Below are 23,523 nucleotides of genomic sequence, written 5' to 3' on the forward strand. Positions count from 1 at the left end.
ATTCGGCTCAGCCGCCGCAGCGCCGGCTGACAACAGCCCCGCCATCGCGACGCCGGCGAGAAGTTTCACCTTCATCATATCCCTCATGCTCATTGTTTGCCCGAAGACCCATGTATACGGGACGCTCCCGAGGCCGAACGAGAATGTACGGTCGCGGTTCCGTATTCTGGCTACGAATGCGGCGACTGTGGCGCCGTTTCAACACATTGGGCCGGTGTTTCCCGTATCGAAGCACCTTCCCGATAGATTCCCGCAGACAAGGAGCACGACATGGCGATTGGGTTTGAGGGCCGGGTGGCCATCGTGACGGGAGCCGGAGGGGGTCTGGGGCGTGAACACGCCCTGGCCCTGGCCAAACGCGGCGCAAAAGTGGTGGTCAACGACCTGGGCGGCGCGCGGGACGGTTCGGGAGGCTCCGCCACGGCCGCCGAGGCCGTCGTCGAGGAGATTCGCGCCCTCGGCGGCGAGGCGATCGCCAACGCTGCCTCGGTCACGGATGTGGCGGCGGTCACGGCCATGGTGGTGGCGGCGATGGCGCAGTGGGGCCGGGTCGACATCCTGGTCAACAACGCCGGTGTGTTGCGCGACAAGACCTTCGCCAAGATGGAGCTTGAGGATTTTCGCTTCGTCGTCGACGTCCACCTGATGGGCGCGGTGATCTGTACCAAGGCGGTGTGGGACATTATGCGTGAGCGGAACTACGGCCGCATCGTCATGACCACCTCGTCCTCGGGCCTGTACGGCAATTTCGGCCAGTCCAACTATGGCGCGGCCAAGATGGCCCTGGTGGGCCTGATGCAGACCCTGTCGATCGAGGGCGCGAAGAACGACATCCGGGTCAACTGCCTGGCTCCGACCGCCCACACCCGCATGACCGAGGATCTGGGCGCGCGTCTGCCGCTCGACCTGCTGGGGCCGGATACGGTGTCTCCGGGCCTGCTGTATCTGGTCAGCGAGGATGCGCCGAGCCGTTGCATCCTGACGGCGGGCGCGGGCGGGTTCGAGCGGGCCTACATCACCCTGACCCAGGGTATCCGGGCCGTCGGCGAAGACGCGCCGGAACAGGTCGCCGCCCGGTTCGCCGACATCTCGGACCGCACGGGCGAGATCGTGCCGGAGATGGGGGCCGCCCAGGGCATGATCGAACTGACCAAGGCGCAGGCCGCCAGCCGCTGATCGACGGGAGCCAGCTCATGGTTGTGACCGGAATTGCCGCTTTCATCGCCTATGCCTCCCCGGACGGTCACACGCCGACGATCGCGCCAACGAGAGAATGCCCGATCGTTGTGCAGGCGGCGCGCTCTGCCGAGGCAGACACTTTCGTACTCGAGGATACGGGCCAAACGGTTCGTGTTGTCCCGGCGGGCGCGAGCGACCCCTTGGCGGTCACCGCGGTTGTCGATGATGATCCGATGGAGTTTGGCTCCGGCGACCTGATCTGGTTCCAGCGCTCGTCCGAGAATATGTTTGTGTTTCGGCGAGACTGCTAGCATGGCCCGAGGATCGTTCTGGTGCTCAGAAACAGGATCGGCATGGAAAGCAGCTTCGAGCGGATCGAATTCTGGGATGGTCGGGCACAGGCGTTCGGTCCGGGGTGGACGTATTCGCAATCGGCCCCGATGGTCCTGAGTGAGACCCGCTAACAACCGACCCACGAAACGTCTGACAAAATTTCACTTACTTCCAGAGGCCTGTCCATGCGCGAAGCCGTCATCGTCTCCACCGCCCGCACCCCGATCGGCCGCGCCTATCGCGGGGCGTTCAACGACACCCAGGCCCAGCAGCTAGGGGCCCACGCCGTCCGGCACGCCGTGGCGCGGTCGGGCGTGGACCCCGCCGAGATCGAGGACGTGATCATGGGTGCGGCCCTGCAACAGGGCTCGACCGGGACCAATGTCGCGCGCCAGATCGCCCTCGCGGCCGGCCTGCCGTCGTCGGTTCCGGGGATGAGCCTGGACCGCCAGTGCGCCTCGGGCCTGATGGGCATCGCCACGGCGGCCAAACAGGTGATCTTCGACCAGCAGAAGATGGCGGTCGGGGGCGGGCTGGAGTCCGTCTCCCTGGTCCAGAACCAGAATATGAACCTGTACCGGATGAAGGACGAGGCGCTGCTGGCCCTCTCGCCGCACATCTATATGTCGATGCTGGAGACAGCCGAGGTCGTGTCGCGCCGCTACGGCATCTCCCGCGACCGCCAGGACGCCTACGCCCTGCAGTCCCAGCAGCGCACTGCCAAGGCCCAGGCCGAGGGTCGCCTCGACGCCGAGATCGTCCCGATGACCAGCACCATGCTGGTGATGGACAAGGCGACCGGCCAGGCCTCTGCGAAGGAGGTCACCCTCTCGAAAGACGAAGGCAACCGCGCCGATACGACGCTGGACGGCCTTCAGTCGCTGAAGCCCGTCTTCGGCGGCGGCGAAGTAATCCAGCAGGGTGAGTTTATCACGGCGGGCAATGCGTCCCAGCTGTCGGACGGGGCCTCGGCCTGCGTCATCATGGAGGCCGGAGAGGCTGTGAAGCGCCAGCTTCAGCCGCTGGGGGCCTATCGCGGCATGGCCGTCGCCGGCTGCGAGCCCGACGAAATGGGCATCGGCCCCGTCTATGCCGTGCCCAAATTGCTGAAGCGTCACGGCCTGACCGTCGACGACATCGGCATCTGGGAGCTGAACGAGGCCTTCGCCGCCCAGGTGCTCTATTGCCAGGACACCCTGGGCATCCCCGATGACCGGCTGAATGTCTCGGGCGGTGCCATCTCGATCGGCCACCCCTACGGGATGTCGGGTGCCCGGATGACCGGCCACGTCCTGATCGAAGGCAAGCGGCGCGGGGCCAAGTACGGCGTCGTCACCATGTGCATCGGCGGCGGCATGGGGGCCGCAGGGCTGTTCGAGATCTACTAAACCCTCTGGTTTTCAGGCCGCATGGGCGGGAACGGCGGTGCCGTTCCCGACGGCCGGACGCTCGATGGCGCGCAGGGTCGAGACGAAGTCGTCGCGCCAGATGCCCACGTCGGTGTCGCGCACCACCTGCATCAGGCACGCCCATTTCCGCTTGCGCTCGGCCAGCGGCATGGTCAGGGCGCGCTGGATCGCATCGGACAGCTCTTCGCGGCTGAACGGATTGACCAGCAGGGCCTCGCCCATCTGTTCGGCGGCCCCGGCGAATCGCGACAGCACCAGAACGCCGGGATCGTCCGGATTCTGGGCGGCGACATATTCCTTGGCGACCAGATTCATGCCGTCCCGCAGCGGTGTGACCAGACAGACCCGGGCGGCACGATAGATGCCGGCCAGCTGATCGCGGCGATAGGTGCGGTTGATGTAGCGGATCGGCTGCCAGTCCATGTCGGCGTATTCGCCGTTGATGCGTCCGGCGAGGGAGTCGAGACGCCCGCGGATGTCCTGATAGGTATCGACGTCGTCGCGCGAGATGGGTGTGATCTGCAGCAGCAGCACCTCGGCGCGCATGTCGGGATGCGACGCCAGAAACTGCTCATAGCCGAGCAGCCGCTCTTCCAGTCCCTTGGAATAGTCGAGCCGGTCGACGCCGACCATCAGCGAGCGGAAGGCCGCCGAGGCCGCCATCCGGTCATAGGTCCGGTTGCCCTGCGGCGAGTTGCGGGCGGCGATAAAGCCCTCCACGTCGATGCCGATCGGGAAGACCCCCGTCTGGACCGTCTTGCCGAACGCCTCCACCGCGTCATTGGGCAACAGCTTGCCGTCCACGCCGTGTTCCGAAGCGACATAGTCGCGGAACAGGTCCAGCCACTCACGGGTCTGGAATCCGACCAGATCATAGTCGAACAGCGTCTCCACCAGCCGCCGGTGGTGCGGCAGGGTGACCAGCAACTGCCGGACCGGCCAGGGGATGTGGAGGAAGAATCCGATGCGGTTGCGGATCCCCAACCGTCGCAGGTCCCGGGCCAGCGGGATCATGTGGTAGTCGTGGATCCAGACGACGTCGTCGGGCTGGATCAGGGGGGCCAGGACCTCGGCGAACCGGGCGTTTGTCCGCTCATAGCCCTCGCCGTAGGACCGCTCATAGGCCGTCAGATCGACCCGATGGTGGAACAGGGGCCACAGCGTCTTGTTGGCGTAGCCGTTGTAATATTCGTCGACATCCTGGGCTTCCAGATCGACGAGGGCGACGGTGACGCCGTTGCGATCCTCCATCTTCAGCTCGCCGGTGAAATGCTCGACCGTCTCGCCGGACCAGCCGAACCACAGGCCGTCGTATTTCCGCAGTGCCGCCGACAAGGCCATGGCCAGACCGCCGGCCGAGCCTGCGGCGGGGTCCCTGGGCGCGGACACGCGGTTGGAAACGACGATCAGCCGGCTCATGGACGGACAACGCCTTCGACCCGCGCACGGTCGCAACGCGATGTCGTGAGGCCCCTCACCGCGCGTCGGTCCAGGACCGGCTGAGCAGCACCGCGCAGTTGATGATGCCGACGAGGGAATAGGTCTGCGGATAGTTGCCCCACAGCTCCTTGTCGCCCAGCGACAGATCCTCGGACAGCAGGCCGGCGTGGGTGCGGCGGCTCAACATTTCCTCGAAGATCTCGCGCGCTTCAGCGTCGCGGCCGTTCTGGTGCAGGGCCTCGATGAACCAGAAGGTGCAGAAGTTGAACGCCGTTTCCGGCTCGCCGAAATCGTCCGGCTCGACGTAGCGAAACAGATAGGGGCCCTTCTTCAGGTCGCGTTCGATCGCGTCGAAGGTCGCGACCTGCCTCGGGTCGCGGGCGTCGAGGAAGCCGAGGTCGGTCATCTGCAGCAGGGAGGCGTCGAGCTCGCGATTGCCGAAGCTGGCGGCGAACCGGCCCTCGTCCGCGACGAAGGCCTCCTTTTCGATCCGGCCCCGGATGATCGCCGCGCGATCGCGCCAGAACGAGGCGCGATGGGCCAGCCCCAGATGATCGGCGGCCTTGGCCAGCCGGTCGCAGGCGGCCCAGCACATCACCGCGGAATAGGTGTGCACCCGCGCGATCGTCCGGAACTCCCAAAGGCCGGCGTCGACCTGGTCGTGCATGGCGAAGGCGCGGTCGCCGACCTTCTCCAGCGCGTGGAAATCCTCGATCGTGCCGGGTCGCAGCAGCCGCTGGTCATAGAAGGCCTGAACCAGCGGCAGGACGATCTGTCCGTACACGTCGTGCTGCAGATGCTCGCGCGCCTGATTGCCGATGCGAACGGGCTTCATGCCGCGATAGCCGGCGACCGTTTCGGTGATCCGCTCGTCGATGTCCTCTTCCAGCCCGACGCCATAGACCGGCTGGACGTGCCCGCCGCCGGACGCGTCGACCAGATTGCGCAGATAGCCGAGGTAGTTTTCCAGCAGGTCGACCGCACCCAGCCGGTTCAGTGCCCGCACCACATAATAGGCGTCGCGGATCCAGCAGTAGCGATAGTCCCAGTTGCGCCCGCTCTCGGGAAATTCGGGCACCGAGGTCGTCATGGCCGCGACGATCGCGCCGGTTTCCTCATAGGCGCAGAGCTTGAGCGTGATCGCCGCGCGGATCACCGCCTCCTGGTAGTCCAGCGGCAGATAGAGGGTGCGGACCCAGTCCTGCCAATAGGCCACCGTGCGGTCCAGCGCCCCCGAAACGCCCGGGCCGACATCCTGGTCATAGCCCTCGTCGGGGCCGAAGAAGAAGGCGTGCGACCCCTCCAGGCGGAAGACCCGCTCGTTCAGAATGTGGGAGACCGGACAATCGGTCGTCAGCCGGAAGGTCACGTCCGTGCACAGATAACGGATGTGGTTCGAGCCATGGGTGGTCTCGGCCCGACGCGCGCCCCAGCCGGCCGAGGGGCGCAGGCGCACCCGGATGCGCGGCGATCCACTCAGGGGGCGGACGATCCGGCCGAAGGCGAGAGGTCGATAGGTGCGGCTGTGTTTGGGATGGCGGGGCGCGAAATCGATGACCTCGACCGAGGCCCCGTCTTCGGCGGTGAGGACGGTCCTCAGGACCGGTGTGTTGCGCACATAGGCCTGTTCGACGGTCTTCAGGCCTTCAAGCTGGATGTCCCAGAAGCCATGGTCCGGTTCGAACCCGTCCATCAGGGCCGAGAACACCGGGTCTCCGTCCACGCGCGGCGCGCAGGCCCAGACATAGCGGCCGTTGCGGTCGATCAGGGCGCTGATCGAACAGTTGCCGACCGGGGCGAGGTCGAGGTTCGGGGTCATGCGGTTTCCTCGACACTGTCGAGCCAGACCAGGACAGCCTCGACGTCCGGCAGGCTGTAGCGGGCGGCGGTGTCGCGGGGCGGCCCGACCAGCACGCCGAACCCGCCCAGCGCCCCGGCAGCGCGGAAGCCGTCCTCGTCGGTCAGGTCGTCGCCCAGCATCACCGGCACGGCCCCCTTGAACGGCACTTCGGCCATGAAGGCGGTCAGGGCCGTGCCCTTGTCCGTCCCCGGCGTCTTCAGCTCGACCACCAGATGCCCGGCCTGCAGCGTCAGGCCTGTCTCGTCCGCCAGCCGCTCGGCCAGGGCTCCCACCGCCTCGGCCTCACCCCGCGCCTGGCGATAGTGCAGGCCGGCGGACACGGCCTTGTCCTCGACGATGAGCCCGGGGCGGGTGCGGGCGAACTGGTGGAAGGCCGCCACGGCGTCACGTACGGCGGGGTCGGCGTCAGCGCGGTCCAGCGACCCGTCGGCGCGCCGGCGCTCAAGCCCGTGCACGCCCGAGGCCGAGGCGGCGGCGCTTTCGGCGATGCGGTCGATCTCGGCGATCGTGCGGCCGCTGATGATGGCGACCCGCCCGTCAAGCCGACCGGCCAGGCCGCGCAAGACTGCCGTGCGCCGGGCGTCCGGCACCACAGCGTCCGGCGTCTCGGCCAGCGGGGCCAGGACACCGTCCATGTCGAGGAACAACGCGGGCCGCGGCAGGCGGCGGGGCGGCGCGGGCAAGGGCGCAAGGGCGGCGGCGGCCGTGGTCACGGCGTCGATGATCAGGTCGGACGTCCCCATGGTCACGCTAACGCGCCGCAGAGCCGATGGTTGTCCGCTGCCGCTCATTTCTTCGCATTGCAGCATGGTTCGCCGGGGGCCGGGCGTTGTGAAACCGGACAGGATGGGCCAATTCCGGCGGATGACCGACGCTGTCCTGCCCGCCGATACCGCCGCCATCACCGCCCGCGCCCGCGCGGTGATCCAGTTGAACATCGCCGCGCTTCAGGCGCTGGAGACCGGCCTCGACGACAGCATGGCCCGCGCCTGCGAGGTCATCCTGTCCCGCCCCGGCTATCTGGTCGTGACCGGCATGGGCAAATCGGGCCATATCGGCGGCAAGATCGCCGCCACCCTGGCCTCGACGGGCACCAGCGCCTTCTTCGTCCATCCGGCCGAGATGAGTCACGGCGACCTCGGCATGCTGCGCAAGGACGTCACCCTGCTGGCCATCTCCAACTCGGGAGAAAGCCGCGAACTGCGCGATCCGCTGACCTACTGCCAGCGTGAGGGCATTCCGGTCATCGGCATGACCCAGCGGCCCAACAGCTTCCTCGGCCGCTCGTCGGCCGTCTGCCTGACCATGCCGCAGGTGGCCGAGGCCTGTCCCAACAACCTCGCCCCCACGACCTCGACCCTGATGACTCTCGCCCTCGGCGACGCCTTGGCCATGGTGCTCATGGACCGTCGCGGCTTCACTGCCGAGGCGTTCGGGCTGCATCACCCCGGCGGCAAGCTGGGCATGAGTCTGCAGAGCGTGCGCGACTGGATGGGTGACCGTCCCCCGGCCCCCGCCACCGTGCCCCTGACCGCGACCTTCGCCGAGGTCGTGTCCGCCATCACCGAGGGCCGCAAGGGTGCCGCCGCCGTGCTCACCGGGGACGGGAGGCTGGCCGGGATCGTCACCGACGGCGACATCCGCCGGGCCTTCTCGCGCGACCTCACCGGCCTGACCGCCGCCGATGTGATGAGCCCCAGCCCCAAGGTCATCGGCCCGGATGCGCGCATGAGCGACGCCGTCGACCTGATGACCCAGAACAGGATCGCTACCCTGCTGGTGGTGGACGACGGCCGCCCCCTGGCCATCGTCCACATCGCCGAACTGATGCAGGCCGGCTACGTCGGCTAGCGGGCGTCGGCGTCCATCGGGCGATCCAGCAGCGCCTTTTTGGTGTCATCGCCTTCCAGCGTCAGGGTCACCGCGGGTTTGCCGGCCTGGAATTCCTCCATTGCCGTCGCCTTGCGGGCGCGCATCGCGTCGGCCAGGGCGTCCATGTCGAGCCCGGCGGCGCGAGCCTGGGCGAACATGCCCTCGGAACGCATCTCCTCTTCCTCGACATGGTGCTCGATCATCTCGGACAGCACCTTGACCTTGGCGTCGTAGAATTCCTCGTCCGGGCCACCGGCCTCGATGTCGTTGATCATCAGCTTGGCACCGTCATGCTCGACATAGGCCTCGTTCAGCAGGTCCTCGTCGATCTTGCCGCGGCAGGCCGGATAGAAGACCTCTTCCTCGATCACGGTGTGGACCTTCAGTTCCAGGCAGGCCTGCTCGGCCAGGGCCTGCTTCCTCGCCTTTGACGTCGCCTTCTCGAAGGCAGCGAAAATCTCCTCCACCTTGCGGTGATCGGCCTTCAGCAGGGCGATCGCATCCATGTGTTCGTAGGTCTGGGCCATGGTATTCTCCTCCTGACAGCCAGCGTGTCCGAGGGCCTAATCCGCAGATCCCGCCGGTCGTTCCCTGGACCCGAAAGCTGAGAGTCATTCTCGAAAGACGGTGTTCGGGACCGGACACAGCGCAATCGCCGACGATGTCGGGATCATGAAATACTTGACGTTGACGTAAACGTAGGGTTTGTGGCGGGCACATTTGAATCCGTCCTTATTGGAGACCTGCTCCCATGGCCGACGCCTATATCTACGATGCGGTGCGCACCCCGCGCGGCAAGGGCAAGAAGGACGGGTCCCTGCACGAGATCACCGGCCTGTCGCTGGCGACCCAGGTGCTGGAAGCCCTGCGCGACCGCAACGACCTGGACACGTCCAAGGTCGACGACGTCATTCTCGGCTGCGTGACCCCCGTCGGCGAACTGGGGGCTGATATCGCCCGTACCGCCGTGCTTTCGGCCGGCTGGGCCCAGACGGTGGCCGGCGTGCAGATCAACCGCTTCTGCGCCTCGGGCCTGGAAGCCGTGAACATGGCCACGGCAAAGGTGAAGTCCGGCGAGGCCGATTTCGCCGTCGGCGGCGGCGTCGAGGCGATGAGCCGCGTGCCCATGGGTTCGGACGGCGGTGCCTGGCCCGTCGACCCCTCCTCGGCCTTCCCGACCTGGTTCGTGCCGCAGGGCGTTTCGGCCGACATGATCGCCTCGAAATACGGCTTCAGCCGCGACGACGTCGACGCCTATTCGATGGAAAGCCACAAGCGCGCCGCCGCCGCCTGGGCCGACGGCCGGTTCTCGAAATCGGTGCTGGCGGTCAAGGACCAGCTGGGCCTGACCATCCTCGACCGCGACGAGACCATCCGCCCCTCGACCGACATGCAGACCCTCGGTGCGCTGAACCCGTCCTTCGCCATGATGGGCGAGATGGCCTTCGATGCCGTGATCGGCCAGCGCTACCCCGAGGTCGAGCGCATGACCCACGTCCACACCCCCGGCAACTCGTCGGGGATCGTGGACGGTTCGGCCGGCGTGCTGATCGGCTCGCTGGAAGCCGGCAAGGCACTGGGCCTGAAGCCGCGCGCCAAAGTCCTGGGCGGCGCCTCGATCGGCTCGGAGCCGTCGATCATGCTGACCGGACCTGAATATGTGACCCGGAAGCTGCTGGGCAAGCTGGGCATGACCACCGCCGACATCGATCTGTGGGAGCTGAATGAAGCCTTCGCGGCCGTCGTCCTGCGCTACATGCAGGCGCTCGACATCGACCATTCGAAGATGAACGTGAACGGCGGCGGCATCTCCATGGGCCACCCGCTGGGGGCCACGGGTGCCATGATCACCGGCATCGCCCTGGACGAGCTGGAACGGTCGAACAGGTCGACCGCCCTGATCACCCTGTGCATCGGCGGCGGCATGGGCACCGCCACCGTCATCGAACGCGTCTGAGGATCATGAGCATGGAAAACTTCAAGATCGACGTCGATGCCGACGGCATCGCCCTGATCACCTTCGACGTCCCCGGACGGTCGATGAACACCCTGACCTCGGGCGTGATGAAGGAAATCCCCGAATGGGTCGAACGGGTGAAGACCGACGACGCCATCAAGGGCGCGGTCCTGACCTCGGGCAAGGCCTCGGGCTTCTGCGCCGGCGCCGACCTCGGCGACATGGCCGGCGGCATGCTGGCCGGTGGCTCGCTGCAGGAAGCCTACGACGCGGGCTGGAAGCTGAACGGTGCCCTGCGCGCGCTCGAGACCTGCGGCAAGCCGGTTGCGGCCGCGATCAACGGCCTCGCCCTCGGCGGCGGTCTGGAACTGACGCTGGCCTGCCACTACCGGGTCGTCGGTGACGACAACAGGATCCAACTCGGCCTGCCCGAGATCAAGGTCGGCCTCTTCCCCGGCGGCGGAGGCACCCAGCGCCTGACGCGCCTGATCGGCGTGCAGCAGGCCATGATGGCCATGACCGAGGGCAAGTCCTTCCGTCCGAACGACGCCAAGGGTGCCGGCTTCGTCCACGAGGTCGTTGCCAAGGGCTCGGAAGTCGAGGCCGCCAAGGCCTGGATCAAGGGCGGCGGCAAGGCCGTCCAGCCGTGGGACGACAAGGCGTTCAAGCTGCCCGGCGGCGGCCCCTACCACCCGGCCGGCATCCAGAATTTCCTCGTCGGCAATGCGATGATCCGCAAGCAGACCTACGGCAACTATCCGGCCGCGACGAACCTGATGAAGGCCGTCTATGAGGGCGTTCAGGTCCCCATGGATGCGGCCCTGCGCATCGAGACCCGCTACTTCATCAAGACCCTGATGACGCCGCAGGCCCAGGCCATGATCCGCAGCCTGTTCCTGTCGAAACAGGAGCTCGATAAGGGCGCCGTCCGCCCCGCCGGCGTGCCGAAATCCGATCCGAAGAAGGTCACCGTCCTGGGGGCCGGCATGATGGGCGCGGGCATCGCCTATGTGCAGGTCATGGCCGGCATCGAGACCGTGCTGATCGACCAGACCCAGGAAGCCGCCGACAAGGGCAAGGCGCACGTGGCCGACCTGCTGGGCAAACGCCTCAAGCGCGGCCAGATGACCCAGGAGAAGCACGACGCCCTCCTGGCCATGGTCACCGCCACGACCGACTACGCCCATGTGAAGGGCTCGGATCTGGTCGTCGAGGCCGTGTTCGAAAGCCGCGAGATCAAGGCCGACGTCACCCGCAAGTCCGAGGCCCAGCTGGCCCCGGGTGCCATCTTCGGCTCCAACACCTCGACCCTGCCGATCACGGGTCTGGCCGAGGCCTCGATCCGTCCTGAGGACTTCATCGGCATCCACTTCTTCTCGCCCGTCGACAAGATGATGCTGGTCGAGATCATCATGGGCGAAAAGACCTCGCAGGAGGCCTTGGCCAGGTCGCTCGACTATGTCCTGAAGATCAAGAAGACCCCGATCGTCGTCAACGACAGCCGCGGCTTCTACACCAGCCGCTGCTTCTCCACCTTCCTGACCGAAGGCATGGCGATGCTGAAGGAGGGCTATGCCCCGGCCCTGATCGACAACGTCGGCCGCATGACCGGCATGCCGCGCGGCCCGCTGGAAATGCACGACGATGTCGCGCTGGACCTGTCCTACAAGATCGGCAAACAGACCCGCGCCGACCTGGGCGACAAATACGTCCCCAACCCGGGCGAGGACATCGTCGCCACCATGGTCGAGGGCGGACGGTTCGGCCGCAAGAACGGCATGGGCTTCTATGACTACCCGGCCGAAAAGGGCACGCCCAAGACGCTGTGGAAGGGCCTGTCCGAGCTCGCTCCGACGACGAAGACTGACGGCTTCGGCGAAAGCCCCGACGCCCTGGCCAATGTCGAGGCGCTTAAGACCCGGCTGCTGTACCGCCAGGCCGTCGAGGTCGCACGGTGCTGGGAAGAGGGCGTCATCGACGACCCGCGCGAGGCCGATCTGGGGGCCATCCTCGGCTGGGGCTTCGCGCCCTGGACCGGCGGGCCGATCACCCTGATCGACCAGACGGGCCTGAAGGCCTTTGTCGCCAGGGCCGACGAACTGGCCGCCGCCCACGGCGACCGCTTCAAGGTCCCTCAGCTGCTCCGCGACATGGCCGCGAAGGGCGAGACCTTCTACGGCAATTTCGAAGGCAAGCAGAAGGCGGCGGCTTAAGTGTTTCCTTCTCCCCTTGCGGGAGAAGGTGGCCCGCGAAGCGGGTCGGATGAGGGGTTGCATCGGTCCATCGACAAAGGTTCGTGCGACCCCTCACCCGACCGCGCCACAACGGCGGCTCCGCCGCCGTGCGCGGTCTCCCTCTCCCGCAAGGGGAGAGGGTTCAAGCCTCTCGCTTGACGCCAGCGGCTTTCGGCTCCACCGATCGCTCCTGAATCCCGGAGCGTCCATATGATCCGTCCCCTCGCCCTCGCCCTTCTGCTCGGGTCCGTCGCTTGGAGCGCCGCGGCCCAGGAGCTGCTGATCCGGGGCGGCACGATCTACACGGGCGTCGCCGAGCGACCGACCGCCGAGGTCGTCCTCGTCCAGGACGGGCGGATCGCCTATGTCGGCCCGGCCTCGGGTGCCCCCGAAGTCGAATACGCGGAAACGCTGGATCTCAAGGGGGCCTTCCTGTTCCCCGGCTTCACCGACGGCCACGCCCATCTCGACGGGATCGGCTGGCGCGAGCTGACGCTGAACCTGGAAGGCTCGACCTCGGTCGTCGACGCCATGGCCCGTCTGACGGCCTGGGCCGCGGCCTACCCGGAGGGCCCGATCGTCGGGCGCGGCTGGATCGAGACCCGCTGGCCCGAATCCGCCAACGGGGCCCGCTTCCTGACCGCCGCCGACCTCGACGCCGCCGCGCCGGGGCGGGTCGTGCTGCTGGGCCGGGCCGACGGCCACGCCGTGGTCGCGTCCACGCCGGCCCTCCTCGCCGCCGGCATCGACGCCTCGACCGTCGCTCCGTCGGGCGGCGAAATCCTCAAGGGCCCGGACGGCAAGCCCACCGGCCTTCTGGTCGACGCCGCCGAACAGCTGGTCGCCGGCCTCATGCCCCAGGCCGATCCGGCGGCCCTGCGCGAGGCCTATCGCGCCGGCTTCCGTGTCGAGGCCGCCTACGGCTGGACCGGTGTCCACTTCATGAGCGCGCCGTGGAAGGACATCCCCCTGCTGGAGGCCATGGCCGAGGCGGGCGAGGCCCCCTTGCGCATCTACAACAGCGTCACGCCCGACGGCGCCGCTGCCCTGATCGCGGGCGGCCCGCGCAGCGTCGGCGACGGCCGCATCATCACCCGGGCGATCAAATACTATGCCGACGGGGCCCTGGGCTCGCGCGGCGCGGCGCTGTTCGAACCCTATGCCGACCGGCCCGACACCACCGGCCTGATGCAGATCACCGGCGCGGAGATCGTGCCCCTGTACGAGGCCGCCCTGCGCGGCGGCATCCAGATCGCCACCCATGCCATCGGTGACCGCGGCAATGCCTCTGTGGCCCAGTGGTACGACCAGGCCCTGCGCGAGGTCCCGCCGGCCTACCGCCCCAACGGTCAGGACGTGCGCTGGCGGATCGAACATGCCCAGATCCTGCGGCCGTCCGACTATCACTGGTTCAAGGACCTGCCGATCATCGCTTCGATGCAGCCCAGCCACGCCATCGGCGACCTGTATTTCGCCCCCGCCCGCCTCGGCGACGCCCGGCTGGACGGGGCCTATGCCTGGCACAGCCTGGTCGACATGGGCGTCGTCGTCGTCGGCGGCTCTGACGCCCCGGTCGAGCGCGGCGCGCCCCTGATCGAATTCTACGCCGCCGTCGCCCGCAGCGATCTCGAGGGCAACCAGGGCCCCGACTGGCGTCCGAACGAGGCGGTCGACCGCGCCACCGCCCTGAAGATGTTCACCCTCTGGCCCGCGTACGCCAGCTTCCGCGAGGCCGAGCTGGGCACGATCGAGGTCGGCAAGCGCGCCGACCTGACCGCCTTCAACGTCGACCTGATGACCGCGCCCTTCGCGGACATACCGAAAGGCAAGGCGACCCTGACCGTGGTTGACGGCGTCGTCGTCTATCGCGCCGACTGAGCCGTCCCGTCTGGACGCGGTCCCCCGTTGGCCCTAAGGCTGCGGCGGCTCCGCGGGCGTGATGTAGTGGTAGCCTGAAAGCTTCCCAAGCTTTTCGTGCGGGTTCGATTCCCGCCGCCCGCTCCAAGCCGTCCCCGTCAGCGCGGGGCGCGGCTCCGGCCTTCCCAGCCGCTGACCAGCACGGCACCCATCCCGATCCAGAACAGGATCTCCTTGATCCCGTCGGCGGGCCGGTCGGAGGCGAACTCCAGCCAGGCCCAGCCGAGGAAGGCGACGGTGAATACCGCAACGGCGAGCCCCTTCATGAGTGGCCTCCGCGCTTCCGGTTGAGGTTCAGGAAGATGTCCACCGCCGACAGCAGGAAGGTGCTGGTCAGCGCCGTGAACCCGGCCTCAACCCAGGACTGGCCGCGCATGATTGCCATGACCGCGGCAACCCAGAATAGGGCGATCAGGCAGATCACCGTGATCCTCACCCACCGGGGGTTGATCGGGGCGGGCGAAGGTTGAGGCTGGTCCATCATCGGGCCACCTCAACATCCACGCCGCGGGCCTCGAGGATTTCCTGCACGCTGTCCTCGCCGGCCAGGTGGGCAGCCCCCACGGCCATGAAGACGGTTCCCGAGCCCGCCAGCAGGGTCTGGATCTGGCCGGCCCAGTCCGTGTTCCGCTGCACCAGAAGGGCGTCGTACATCGCCTCGCTTTCCTCGCGCATCTCTATGACGCCCAGACGCTCGATGCCCGCGACGTCGCCCGTGGCCCAGGCATCGACGAGCTGATCCAGTTCGGTCGTGGCGTCCTCGTACGACTCAAGGACAGAGCGGAGGAAGGCCAGCTGGTCGGCCTCCGGCAGGCCGGCGAGCATGCCGACCTGTTTGTCGATGGTCTCAAAGCCATGGATCGGCTTGCCGGCGGCCTCGGCGCGGGCCTTGAGGACCAGCTCGACGCCTGACGTCGGATCGTAGCCGGCCTTGACCAGGGGCGCGACCGACAGGGTCAGGCCAACCAGCCAGGGGCGTAGCGAATCCAGTTGAGCGGCAGTCGCCCCGGCTCCGGTGGCGGCCGCATCCAGTGCGGTCAGCTCCGCAGGCGTCAGCAGACTGGACAAGGGCCGGTCCGGGGACAGCCCGTACTGCTGGACCAGAGGCATGACGGCGGCCTGGTCGTCGGGATTGGAAATCTCGAACCAGACCTGGTCGGCGCTGGCGAAGGCGGCATCGACCCGGGCCGAGCCCCAGGCCGTGGTCGGGCGCAGGACGTGGACCGTGCCGAACAGATAGAGGGTCGAGTCTGCGTCGCGGATGACCCACAGGGCCGGTCCGGCGCCCTGGGCCTGGGGTACGGCCCGGGGCGCGGCGGCGGCGGCGGGCGCGGCCTGGACCGCCTGGGCAAAGGCCTGTGCGGGCTGGAAGGCGACAGCGCCGGCGAGGCCAAGGCCGAGCACGGCTCCGAGGGCGGTGCGGGCCAGATCGGAGGCGCGCGTCTTCAGGCGGTCGGAAACGGTCATGGAAACACTCCGTGGAAAGGGTGGAAAGCGATTGTGGGAGGACGGCTCAGTGCAGGCCGCGCCGGGCGGCGGCGATGATCGAGGCGATGAAATAGACGCCCATCAATATGCCCATCAGGCCCCAGCCGGAGACGGTATCGACCAGCCCCAGCCGTTCGGCGGCGGCATAGACGAACAGACACAGCTGCAGGGCCCAGAAGGCCATGGCGCTGGTCTCTGACATGACCCGGCGCAACATCTCATCGGCGGCCCGCCACAGCATCAGATTGGCGACGCTCTGCAGCACCAGCAGGACCACGACGGCACCGAAGATCACCTCGGGCGTCGCCACGGCGGTTCCGAACATGGGCAGCAGGAACAGGGTGCCGGCCAGCAGCATGACGATGACCTGCAACACGCCGCAGCCCCGGGGCACCGTCGAGGGACGGGTGGCGACGACGAAGGCGCTGATCAGGCCGGTGGTGATGGTCATGACGGCCATGAGTACGGCCAGTTCGTCCTGCCAGACGGTCCGGACATCGCCCATCAGGGTGCTGATCCCGTAACCGGCGAGGCCGCCGAGGACGGCAAGGGCCACAAACAGGGCCGCCTTGCGCAGGAGCGAGGTGCGGGGGGTTTCGAGACTGACGGTCATGGCTCAGTCCTCCGTGAAGATGGATTCAATGGGTTGGCCGAACACCTTCGCAATGCGGAAGGCGAGCGGCAGTGACGGGTCGTAACGGCCGGTTTCCAGCGCGTTGACGGTCTGGCGCGAGACGCCGAGCGCATCGGCCAGGTCGGCCTGGCTCCAGTTGCGTTCGGCCCGGAGGACCTTGAGACGGTTGTTCATGACGCCGCTCTCACCGGTGCTTCAGCCACCAGCCGGCCCAGGCCAGCGAATAGCCCGCCAGCTGGAACAGCAGGATGGACATCATGCCCGAGACGAAGATGTCGGCGGGGGCCGAACCGATGCCGGCAGGGAGCGGCTGTTCCTCGGCCCGCAGCATCAGGGTCAGCAACAACACAGAACCGACGGCCATGCCGCCGGACCCACCCCACCACCAGGCCCATTTGTGGGCCTCGCGGGCGGCCTCGTCGATGCCGCGCCACCACCAGATACAGGCCGTGAACCCCACCGCCATCGCCGCCGAGACCAGGGCCGCCGTCATCGCGGTGCCGACCGGCCCCGGCTGATCGTCGAAGAAGGCGCTGGCCGCGCCCGCCAGGCCACCCAGGACCAGGGAGGTGCCGAGAACCAGCACATAGGCGCCGGGTCCGTGCGGACGCCTGGGCCTGGATAGGTCGTTCATGACAAGGCTCCCTGTCGATTTGACAAGGGTGTTTTACATCACCGCGCAGCGATGTCAAGCGTCCTTGTCCAGGACGCGGTCAGCCCTTGGGCAGGGCGGTCGGTCGGGTTTCGGCAGCGACCAGTTCCGGCCGGCTGAGGGCGCGCGGCGACTGGTCGACGGGCGGCAGGTCCACCAACTCCTTGCCCTCATGGTCGACCTGAAGGTCCTCGAACCGGCGGGCCGAGACCATGACCTGGCTCTCGAGCGAGCCGACGAACTGGTTGTATTTGCCCACGGCGGTGTCGAGCGCGCGCCCGACGGCGGCGGCGTGGCCGCCCATCACCGACAGGCGTTTGTAGAGTTCCTTGCCCAGTTTCGCGACATCCTCGGCGTTCTTCGCCTGCTCCTCGGCGCGCCAGCCGTAGGCGACGGCCTTGCACAGGGCGAACAGGGTCGTGGGCGTGACGATGACCACGCGCGAGGCCATGGCCGTGGTCATCAGGTCCGGCTCGTGATCGAGCGCGGCGGCGAGGAAGGCGTCGCCTGGCACGAACATGGCGACGAAATCCGGGCTGGGCTTGAACTGGTCCTGATAGGCCTTGGACGACAGCTGGCGGACGTGGGTCTTCATGCTGGTCGCGGTGCGCAGGGAGGCGGCCTTCGCCTGGGCCTCCTCGTCGCCGTCGGCCGCGTCGCCGAAGGCCAGGGAGACCTTGGCGTCGATCACGAACATGCCGCCGCCGGGCAGGCGCACGACGAAGTCAGGACGCTGCTGGCGGCCGGCGTCGTCGGCGCTGGAGCTCTGCTCCTCGAAATCGAACCGTCCGGCCATGCCCGCGGCCTCCAGCACATTGCGGCAGGTCTGTTCGCCCCAGCGACCCCGACGCCCGGTGTTGCCACGCAGGGCCTCGGTCAGGCGTCGCGCCTCGTCGCGGGTGGCGGTGGAGGCGGTCATCAGCAGGGCCAGCTGCTCCTTCAGCCCGCCGGTCTCCTCGTTGCGGGTCTTCTCCAGCGCCGCGACATGCTCCTGGAACAGTTTCAGCGTCTCGGCGACCGGCTTGAGCTGGGCCTCCATCCGCTGCTGGGACACGAGCTCGCGATTGCGGAAGGTCTCGTCGGTGCGTTTGAGCAACTCCTCGGCGGCGGTCGTGGCCGAGTCCCGAGCCTGGGCGCGCAGCAGTTCGGTCGAGGTCGCGGCCTGGTCCTCGAACAGGCGCATCCGCGCCTCGGACTCGGCATAACGCTCGCGCAGCTCCCACGCCCGCGTATCGGCGGCGGAGGCGCGACGGCGCTCCATCACGGCCCAGAAAAGGGCGATGACGGCGACGATGGCGGCGGCGATGGCGGGGACCAGATCAGCGTTCATGCTCCGTTCCTTAGCGAGAGTCGGCAGGGGCCGCCATGGCAGCGCGCGCGCGTAAAAGTTCGAGTGCACATCGTGCACATTTCTCGCCCCTCTTCCCCGACCGCCCGACGGCTCCAAGAAGACTGGCCAGGCGACGGATGCGTCGATTCCGGACGCAGGCCGTGATCGAGAGTCGGCTTTCGACCCTCAGGCGGCAGTCCGCTCCCGACCCCTTCCAAACATCTGCGACGTCCGCTTCCGGGAACCGGGCTCCGGCGCAGAGGATTGAGCGGGGAAGGTCACAGCAGGCGAGACGGCATCAGGCATTCCGCTGACCGGAAACCTGATGCCTCTTCCGCCAACCCGAGGCAGGACGTCCCATGATCGGCTCGCCCAGCCCTCGAGCTGGATCATTCTGTCTGGTGATGGAGGCGAAGCAGGCTGTGCGTCGGCCATGACGGCCTGCCGGCTACATCGGCGGAGTTACGCCGTCCTTGCCCATCGCCAGAAACCCGGCAGACGTCGTCCCCTTGGGTATAACGACGTACACCTTCTGACCGACCGCCAATGAAGACCTTTCGGTCGGTTCGAAACGCACGATCGGCGTTCCCTCGGGAATCGTGACGTTTGCCGTGCCGCCCTCGTAGGAGATAGTCAGCATACGGCCGCCGGACGACGCTTCACTGCTGGCAACCGTGCCGTTTGTCATTGCGCTTTGGGCCTGGACTGTCCCGTTGGTCATCGCGCTCTGGCTATCGACCGTGCCGTTGGTCATCGCACTCGACACGACCGAACCGCCACCGCGGGATGCGACAACGCCCGGCACGTCCCACTCATAGTGACCCTCGCCGGTGCCGCGCATCGATTCAGGAAAGATCACCAGTTCCAGCGAACGAAGCGCCGTCTTTGGACCCGTGGTCGCGGTCCCGACGAAATCGCCGTCCTTGAGGGTCGAAAGGCTGGACGCCACAACCCAGACAAAGCGCGTTGTCGCCGCAACCGGCACGGCGACCGTTCGGCCGTCCCAGGTCTGAACCGTCATCGAACCGTCTGCCACGGACTGGACTGTGCCGCGCACCCGCACAGTGCTGCTGCTGGCATCGACGACCTCGGCAGCGGGGGGCGTCGGCTCCGGGGCAGAGCATGCAGCGAGCGACGCCAGCGCGGTGGCGACAAGGGCCAGGTTTCTGATCGGTGTCATCATGCGTCCGTTCGTCGGTGACGGGCCGGCGTTCGACACCGGGTTCGGGTCGAACAATGCACGTTCGTGGCGGCACCTGCCATGGCCCGGCGGCTGCGACGAATGGTCCACGATCCTGTGTCGTGCGCCGGCAGCGAACCGGACCCGGGCGAACCTGCGGCGTTTCCCGGCGCTGATCAGGGTCGAGCGGGCGAAGTCGGCAGAACGGGCCTTTCCTTGAGGGATAGCGCCGGGGTCAAATGTCCGCTCACCACCCCAAGCCGACGCCCATAGGGTCCGTTTCCGGTCGGGGCGCGGGCAAGTCCCGGGCTTGTCGCGCTTCCCCTGCGCGGCTCAGGTCGGCCTTCTCTGGCGCATGGCCTGGATGATGGTGCCGTCGTCCAGCCAGTCGAGTTCGCCGCCGACGGGGACGCCGCGGGCCAGGGAGGTGATCTCGACGCCCGAGCCCGTCAGACGCTCGGCCAGATAGTGGGCCGTGGTCTGGCCGTCGACGGTGGCGGGAAGCGCCAGCACGACCTCCGCGACCTCGCCGCCGCGCACCCGGCCGACCAGTTCGGCGACCCGCAGCGCCTCCGGGCCGACGCCGTCCAGGGCCGAGAGCAGGCCGCCCAGCACATGGTATTTGCCGCGGAAGGCCCCCGACCGCTCCATGGCCCACAGGGCACCGGCCTCCTCGACCACGCAGATCAGGGCGTTGTCACGGGCCCCGTCAGAGCAGATCGAACAGGGATTGCGGGTGTCGGGCGCGCCGCAGATCGAACAGGACGAGACCTTTTCCGCCGTCTCGGCCAGGGACGCCGCCAGCGGGACCAGCAACTGTTCGCGCTTCTTGAGCAGGGCCAGGGCCGCGCGCCGGGCCGAGCGGGGGCCGAGGCCGGGCAGCTTGGCCAACAGCGCGATCAGACGCTCGATCTCGGGTCCGGCGGAGGCAGCCATGGGTCCGTGTCGGGCCTAGAACAGCTTGGGCATGCCGGGGATGTTCATCCCGGCCATGGGTCCGGCGGCCTCGCGCATCAGGGCGCTGTTGACCTCGTCCAGCCGGCGCTTGGCATCGGCGTGGGCGGCCACGATCAGATCGGCGAGGATCTCGCCCTCGCCGGGGACCAGCAGGCTGTCGTCGATGACCACCGAGGTGATCTCGCCCGCGCCCTTGAGCGCGATCGTGACCATGCCGCCGCCGGAGGTGCCCGAGGCGCTGGTTTCGGCCATTTGCGCCTGGGCCTCCTGCAGCTTCTGCTGCATGGCCTGGGCCTGTTTCATGAGGGCGTTGAGGTCTGTCATGGGGCGATAGATAGGACGTCCAGGTAAGAAACGACACCCTTCCCCGCTCATCCCGGCGAAAGCCGGGACCCAGATCTTTGGGCGATCAGTGTTTACGTATTCGCTGTTCGCTTGCCCCGTCCGCCGCTTCGTTACGAAAGGACTGGGTCCCGGCTTTCGCCGGGATGAGCGGAATCAGGAATCCTCGTCCACCTCATCCGGGATGACCGGAAGTTCCACCACCGGGGCCAGGGTCTTGATCTCGCCGAGCGAGGCCCCAGGGAAGGCGGCCATTACGGCCATGACGAAGGGGTCGGCCTCGACGCCGGCGCGCTCTTCCGAGCGTTTGCGGCGATCGATCTCGATCATGGTCTCGCCGCCGCCCTGGCCGTTGGCGGCGATCAGCCAGGTGCGGCCAGTCCAGTCCTTGAGCCGCGAGGCCAGCTTGCGGGCCAGGTCCATCGGCGCGCCGTCGAGGCTTTCATAGGTGATCGCCCCCGGCTTGAAGGCCACGGGGCGAACGTAGCGCTGGACGTCCATCTGCAGGCCGACCTCGCGCCGTTCGCCGATCAGGGCGACGACCTGCTCGAAGGACTGGGGGTCCGGCAGGGCGGGCGCGGCGACCGGGCGGGCGGCGAGCTGGGCCCCCATAGCGGCCTGGGCACCGCCGCCTCCACCGCCGCCGGACGGTCCGCGCGGGGCGGAGCCGCCGCCGGGCATGGGCTCGCCGTCGCGCAGGGCCTTCAGCGCCTCTTCCGGCCCCGGCAGGTCGGCGGCATAGGCGAGGCGGACGATGGCCATTTCGACGGCGTCGGCGGGATTGGGCGCGCGCCGGACCTCGTCCAGCGCCCGCAGCAGCATCTGCCAGACGCGGGCCAGGGTGCCGGCCGAGATGACAGCGCCCAGCGCCGTCAGCTTCTGGGCCTGATCGTTGGGCAGGCGGGTCGCCTGCGGACCCAGCATCTTGGCCACCGAGGCGGCGTGGCAGTGTTCCAGCAGGTCGTTGGTGATCTGCACCGGATCGGCGCCGTAGCCATAGAGGGTCCGGAACAGCTCCAGCGCTTCCGGTGTACGGCCGGCCATGATCGATTCGAACAGGGCGATGGTCTGGCTGCGGTCGGCGAGGCCGAGCATGTCGCGCACGACCTCGGTCTTGACCGTCTCGCCGCGGTCGCCCTGGACCAGGGCCTGATCCAGCAGGGACAGGCCGTCGCGGACCGAGCCCTCGGCGGCGCGGGCGATCAGGGCGAGGGCGTCCTGTTCGATCTTCATCCCCTCGCGGTCGGCGATGCGGGCGAGGTGTTCGACGAGGATCTCCGGCTCGACGCGGCGCAGGTCGAAACGCTGGCAGCGGCTGAGGATGGTCACCGGGACCTTGCGGATCTCGGTGGTGGCGAAGATGAATTTGGCGTGCGGCGGCGGCTCTTCCAGCGTCTTGAGCAGGGCGTTGAAGGCCTGGTTCGACAGCATGTGGACTTCGTCTAGGACGTAGACCTTGTAACGCGCCTCGACGGGGGCGTAGCGGACGCTCTCGATGATGTCGCGGATGCCGTCGATGCCGGTGTGGGAGGCGGCGTCCATCTCGACCACGTCCATATGCTGGCCGGCCATGATGGAGGCGTCGTGGCGGCCCTGATCGGTCAGGGCCAGCGACGGACGGTCGATGCTGTCGGTCTCGTTGTTCAGGGCGCGGGCCAGCAGGCGGGCGGTGGTCGTCTTGCCGACCCCCCGCACGCCCGTGAGCATGAAGGCGTGGGCGATGCGGCCTGTGGCGAACGCGTTGGTCAGGGTGCGGACCATGGCCTCCTGACCGATCAGGTCCTCGAAGGTGTGCGGCCGGTATTTGCGGGCCAGGACGGTGTAGGCCGAGCCGTCATCGGCATGGGCGGCGGGACCGTCCTCGCCTTTGGTCAGCTTGACGGGTTTGGCGCTTTCATTGGTCGGTTTGACCGCGGAATTGGTCGCCGCGGCCTCGGCCTCGCGCATGCCGGCGGGTTCGGGGGCGCCGAACATGTCGTCGGTGTCGGGATCGCGCTCGACGACGTCGCCCTCGGGCGCATCTTCTTCCCACGGAGGGCCATCGAGACTCGGGTCGGCGTCGCTCATGCATCCGTCTTACAGCGAGAGGGCCGCATCGCGCACCCCCTCGCCGCAAGGCGTCCCCGCTTTGACGGGGATGACGGCGTGGATCAGTCGGTCAGGTCGCGGATCTGGCCGCCGTCGGCCCGGATGCGGGCGATGACCTGCTTGTGCAGCCAGATGTTCATCGAGGCGGTGTCGGAGGTGTCGCCGGAATAGCCCAGCTCACCGGCCAGTTCCTTGCGCTCGGCCAGGGTGGACTCCATGCCGGTCAGCTTCATCAGATCGACGATCGAGGTGCGCCAGTTCAGCTTCTGGTCGCGCTGGTCGTTCATGAAGTCGAGGATGCCGTCGACATCGACGGGTTCGACCGCGGGCGCGAGCGCCGTCGTGGTTGTGGTCGGCGCGGCCGTGGGGGCCGGAGCGGCGGTCGGGGTCGCGGTTTCGCGTCGCTTGAAGATCTTGCCGAGGATGTTGCCGAGAATGCTCATGTCCGCTCCTGAAGGGGGTGAGCCTGCACAGCGAATAGCGAACGCGACGGTTCCGCACGCTCGCGCTCAAGCAGCGAGCGACCGCGTCGCATGCGTTAGCGGCAACAAGGAAAGGAAGTGGAGATCGCGACCCGAAGGGGAATTCGTTGTGGCTGCTGCCTTCCGGCCCTGACCAGATTGGCGAAACCTTCGCCCGCGATCTCCGAG

At 67.9% G+C, this 23,523-nt stretch carries 23 protein-coding genes, 1 tRNA gene and 1 other RNA gene; 9 read left to right on the forward strand and 16 right to left on the reverse strand.

Features of this window, described 5'->3' with window-relative positions:
* The first annotated feature begins 270 nt into the window (after nt 1-270).
* The 3 genes from ACP7AS_RS12580 to ACP7AS_RS12590 all read left to right on the forward strand — a co-directional run bounded on the left by ACP7AS_RS12580 (nt 271) and on the right by ACP7AS_RS12590 (nt 2,900).
* Nucleotides 271-1,176, forward strand: coding sequence for an SDR family NAD(P)-dependent oxidoreductase (locus tag ACP7AS_RS12580; protein ID WP_426029206.1), 906 nt, complete (start codon nt 271-273; stop codon nt 1,174-1,176).
* Nucleotides 1,177-1,193: 17 nt separating this feature from the next.
* Nucleotides 1,194-1,490, forward strand: coding sequence for a hypothetical protein (locus tag ACP7AS_RS12585; protein ID WP_426029207.1), 297 nt, complete (start codon nt 1,194-1,196; stop codon nt 1,488-1,490).
* 207 nt (nt 1,491-1,697) lie between these two features.
* A complete protein-coding gene (locus ACP7AS_RS12590; protein WP_426029208.1) occupies nt 1,698-2,900 on the forward strand; it encodes an acetyl-CoA C-acyltransferase in 1,203 nt (400 codons plus the stop codon).
* Between the two features lie 12 nt (nt 2,901-2,912).
* On the opposite strand, the gene ACP7AS_RS12595 is transcribed toward ACP7AS_RS12590, so the two are convergent.
* The 3 genes from ACP7AS_RS12595 to otsB are packed head-to-tail and all read right to left on the reverse strand — an operon-like array spanning nt 2,913 to nt 6,965.
* A complete protein-coding gene (locus tag ACP7AS_RS12595) occupies nt 2,913-4,340 on the reverse strand; it encodes an alpha,alpha-trehalose-phosphate synthase (UDP-forming) (protein WP_426029209.1) in 1,428 nt (475 codons plus the stop codon).
* A 55-nt stretch (nt 4,341-4,395) separates the two neighbouring features.
* On the reverse strand, nt 4,396-6,180 hold the full coding sequence (locus ACP7AS_RS12600) for a glycoside hydrolase family 15 protein (protein WP_426029210.1): 1,785 nt from the start codon (nt 6,178-6,180) through the stop codon (nt 4,396-4,398).
* Nucleotides 6,177-6,965, reverse strand: a complete 789-nt coding sequence (gene otsB / locus ACP7AS_RS12605) for a trehalose-phosphatase (protein WP_426029254.1) — start codon at nt 6,963-6,965, stop codon at nt 6,177-6,179. Before otsB ends, ACP7AS_RS12600 begins: the two co-directional genes overlap by 4 nt.
* Nucleotides 6,966-7,086: 121 nt before the next feature.
* Here otsB and ACP7AS_RS12610 point away from each other — a divergent pair, with 121 nt between their 5' ends.
* Nucleotides 7,087-8,073 (forward strand): KpsF/GutQ family sugar-phosphate isomerase, encoded by a 987-nt coding sequence (locus ACP7AS_RS12610; RefSeq protein ID WP_426029211.1) that lies wholly within the window; start codon nt 7,087-7,089, stop codon nt 8,071-8,073.
* Here the strand turns inward: ACP7AS_RS12610 and ACP7AS_RS12615 are convergent.
* Entirely contained in the window at nt 8,070-8,621 is a 552-nt protein-coding gene (locus tag ACP7AS_RS12615) for a hemerythrin domain-containing protein (protein ID WP_426029212.1), read from the reverse strand. The genes ACP7AS_RS12610 and ACP7AS_RS12615 overlap by 4 nt on opposite strands.
* A 224-nt stretch (nt 8,622-8,845) precedes the next feature.
* On the opposite strand from ACP7AS_RS12615, the gene ACP7AS_RS12620 reads away from it, so the two are divergent.
* The 4 genes from ACP7AS_RS12620 (at nt 8,846) to ACP7AS_RS12635 (ending at nt 14,289) form a co-directional block, all read left to right on the forward strand.
* Nucleotides 8,846-10,051 carry an acetyl-CoA C-acetyltransferase gene (locus ACP7AS_RS12620; protein ID WP_426029213.1) on the forward strand — a complete coding sequence of 402 codons (1,206 nt, stop codon included), beginning with the start codon at nt 8,846-8,848 and terminating at the stop codon, nt 10,049-10,051.
* Between the two features lie 11 nt (nt 10,052-10,062).
* Nucleotides 10,063-12,264: a 3-hydroxyacyl-CoA dehydrogenase NAD-binding domain-containing protein gene (locus ACP7AS_RS12625; protein WP_426029214.1), complete on the forward strand. Its 2,202-nt coding sequence runs from the start codon at nt 10,063-10,065 to the stop codon at nt 12,262-12,264.
* A 231-nt stretch (nt 12,265-12,495) separates the two neighbouring features.
* A complete protein-coding gene (locus ACP7AS_RS12630) occupies nt 12,496-14,163 on the forward strand; it encodes an amidohydrolase (RefSeq protein WP_426029215.1) in 1,668 nt (555 codons plus the stop codon).
* A 52-nt stretch (nt 14,164-14,215) separates the two neighbouring features.
* Nucleotides 14,216-14,289, forward strand: a tRNA-Gly gene (locus tag ACP7AS_RS12635).
* Nucleotides 14,290-14,300: 11 nt separating this feature from the next.
* Here the strand turns inward: ACP7AS_RS12635 and ACP7AS_RS12640 are convergent.
* Complete coding sequence (locus ACP7AS_RS12640; protein WP_426029216.1) at nt 14,301-14,468, reverse strand: hypothetical protein; 168 nt, start codon at nt 14,466-14,468, stop codon at nt 14,301-14,303.
* Nucleotides 14,469-14,504: 36 nt separating this feature from the next.
* Here ACP7AS_RS12640 and ACP7AS_RS12645 point away from each other — a divergent pair, with 36 nt between their 5' ends.
* Nucleotides 14,505-14,672, forward strand: a complete 168-nt coding sequence (locus ACP7AS_RS12645; RefSeq protein WP_426029217.1) for a hypothetical protein — start codon at nt 14,505-14,507, stop codon at nt 14,670-14,672.
* 10 nt (nt 14,673-14,682) lie between these two features.
* On the opposite strand, the gene ACP7AS_RS12650 is transcribed toward ACP7AS_RS12645, so the two are convergent.
* The 11 genes from ACP7AS_RS12650 to ffs form a co-directional block, all read right to left on the reverse strand.
* Nucleotides 14,683-15,669 carry a TraB/GumN family protein gene (locus tag ACP7AS_RS12650; RefSeq protein ID WP_426029218.1) on the reverse strand — a complete coding sequence of 329 codons (987 nt, stop codon included), beginning with the start codon at nt 15,667-15,669 and terminating at the stop codon, nt 14,683-14,685.
* 46 nt (nt 15,670-15,715) lie between these two features.
* Entirely contained in the window at nt 15,716-16,303 is a 588-nt protein-coding gene (locus tag ACP7AS_RS12655; RefSeq protein ID WP_426029219.1) for a hypothetical protein, read from the reverse strand.
* A 3-nt stretch (nt 16,304-16,306) separates the two neighbouring features.
* Nucleotides 16,307-16,498 carry a helix-turn-helix transcriptional regulator gene (locus ACP7AS_RS12660; RefSeq protein WP_426029220.1) on the reverse strand — a complete coding sequence of 64 codons (192 nt, stop codon included), beginning with the start codon at nt 16,496-16,498 and terminating at the stop codon, nt 16,307-16,309.
* Nucleotides 16,499-16,508: 10 nt separating this feature from the next.
* Nucleotides 16,509-16,958, reverse strand: a complete 450-nt coding sequence (locus ACP7AS_RS12665) for a hypothetical protein (RefSeq protein WP_426029221.1) — start codon at nt 16,956-16,958, stop codon at nt 16,509-16,511.
* A gap of 79 nt (nt 16,959-17,037) precedes the next feature.
* Nucleotides 17,038-18,306, reverse strand: a complete 1,269-nt coding sequence (locus ACP7AS_RS12670) for a DNA recombination protein RmuC (protein ID WP_426029222.1) — start codon at nt 18,304-18,306, stop codon at nt 17,038-17,040.
* A gap of 448 nt (nt 18,307-18,754) precedes the next feature.
* Complete coding sequence (locus ACP7AS_RS12675) at nt 18,755-19,597, reverse strand: hypothetical protein (RefSeq protein ID WP_426029223.1); 843 nt, start codon at nt 19,595-19,597, stop codon at nt 18,755-18,757.
* Nucleotides 19,598-19,819: 222 nt separating this feature from the next.
* A complete protein-coding gene (recR, locus tag ACP7AS_RS12680) occupies nt 19,820-20,422 on the reverse strand; it encodes a recombination mediator RecR (protein ID WP_426029224.1) in 603 nt (200 codons plus the stop codon).
* Between the two features lie 15 nt (nt 20,423-20,437).
* Nucleotides 20,438-20,767 (reverse strand): YbaB/EbfC family nucleoid-associated protein, encoded by a 330-nt coding sequence (locus ACP7AS_RS12685; protein ID WP_426029225.1) that lies wholly within the window; start codon nt 20,765-20,767, stop codon nt 20,438-20,440.
* A gap of 174 nt (nt 20,768-20,941) precedes the next feature.
* Entirely contained in the window at nt 20,942-22,852 is a 1,911-nt protein-coding gene (locus ACP7AS_RS12690) for a DNA polymerase III subunit gamma/tau (protein WP_426029226.1), read from the reverse strand.
* A gap of 83 nt (nt 22,853-22,935) precedes the next feature.
* The gene (locus ACP7AS_RS12695; RefSeq protein ID WP_426029227.1) at nt 22,936-23,316 is read right to left on the reverse strand and encodes a DUF3597 domain-containing protein; all 381 of its coding nucleotides are present in this window, start codon (nt 23,314-23,316) and stop codon (nt 22,936-22,938) included.
* Nucleotides 23,317-23,429: 113 nt separating this feature from the next.
* An RNA gene (gene ffs, locus ACP7AS_RS12700) (signal recognition particle sRNA small type) lies at nt 23,430-23,523 on the reverse strand.

Origin of the sequence: Brevundimonas sp. TWP2-3-4b2 (assembly GCF_049897345.1) — a bacterium.
In the GTDB taxonomy this organism is placed as follows: domain Bacteria; phylum Pseudomonadota; class Alphaproteobacteria; order Caulobacterales; family Caulobacteraceae; genus Brevundimonas.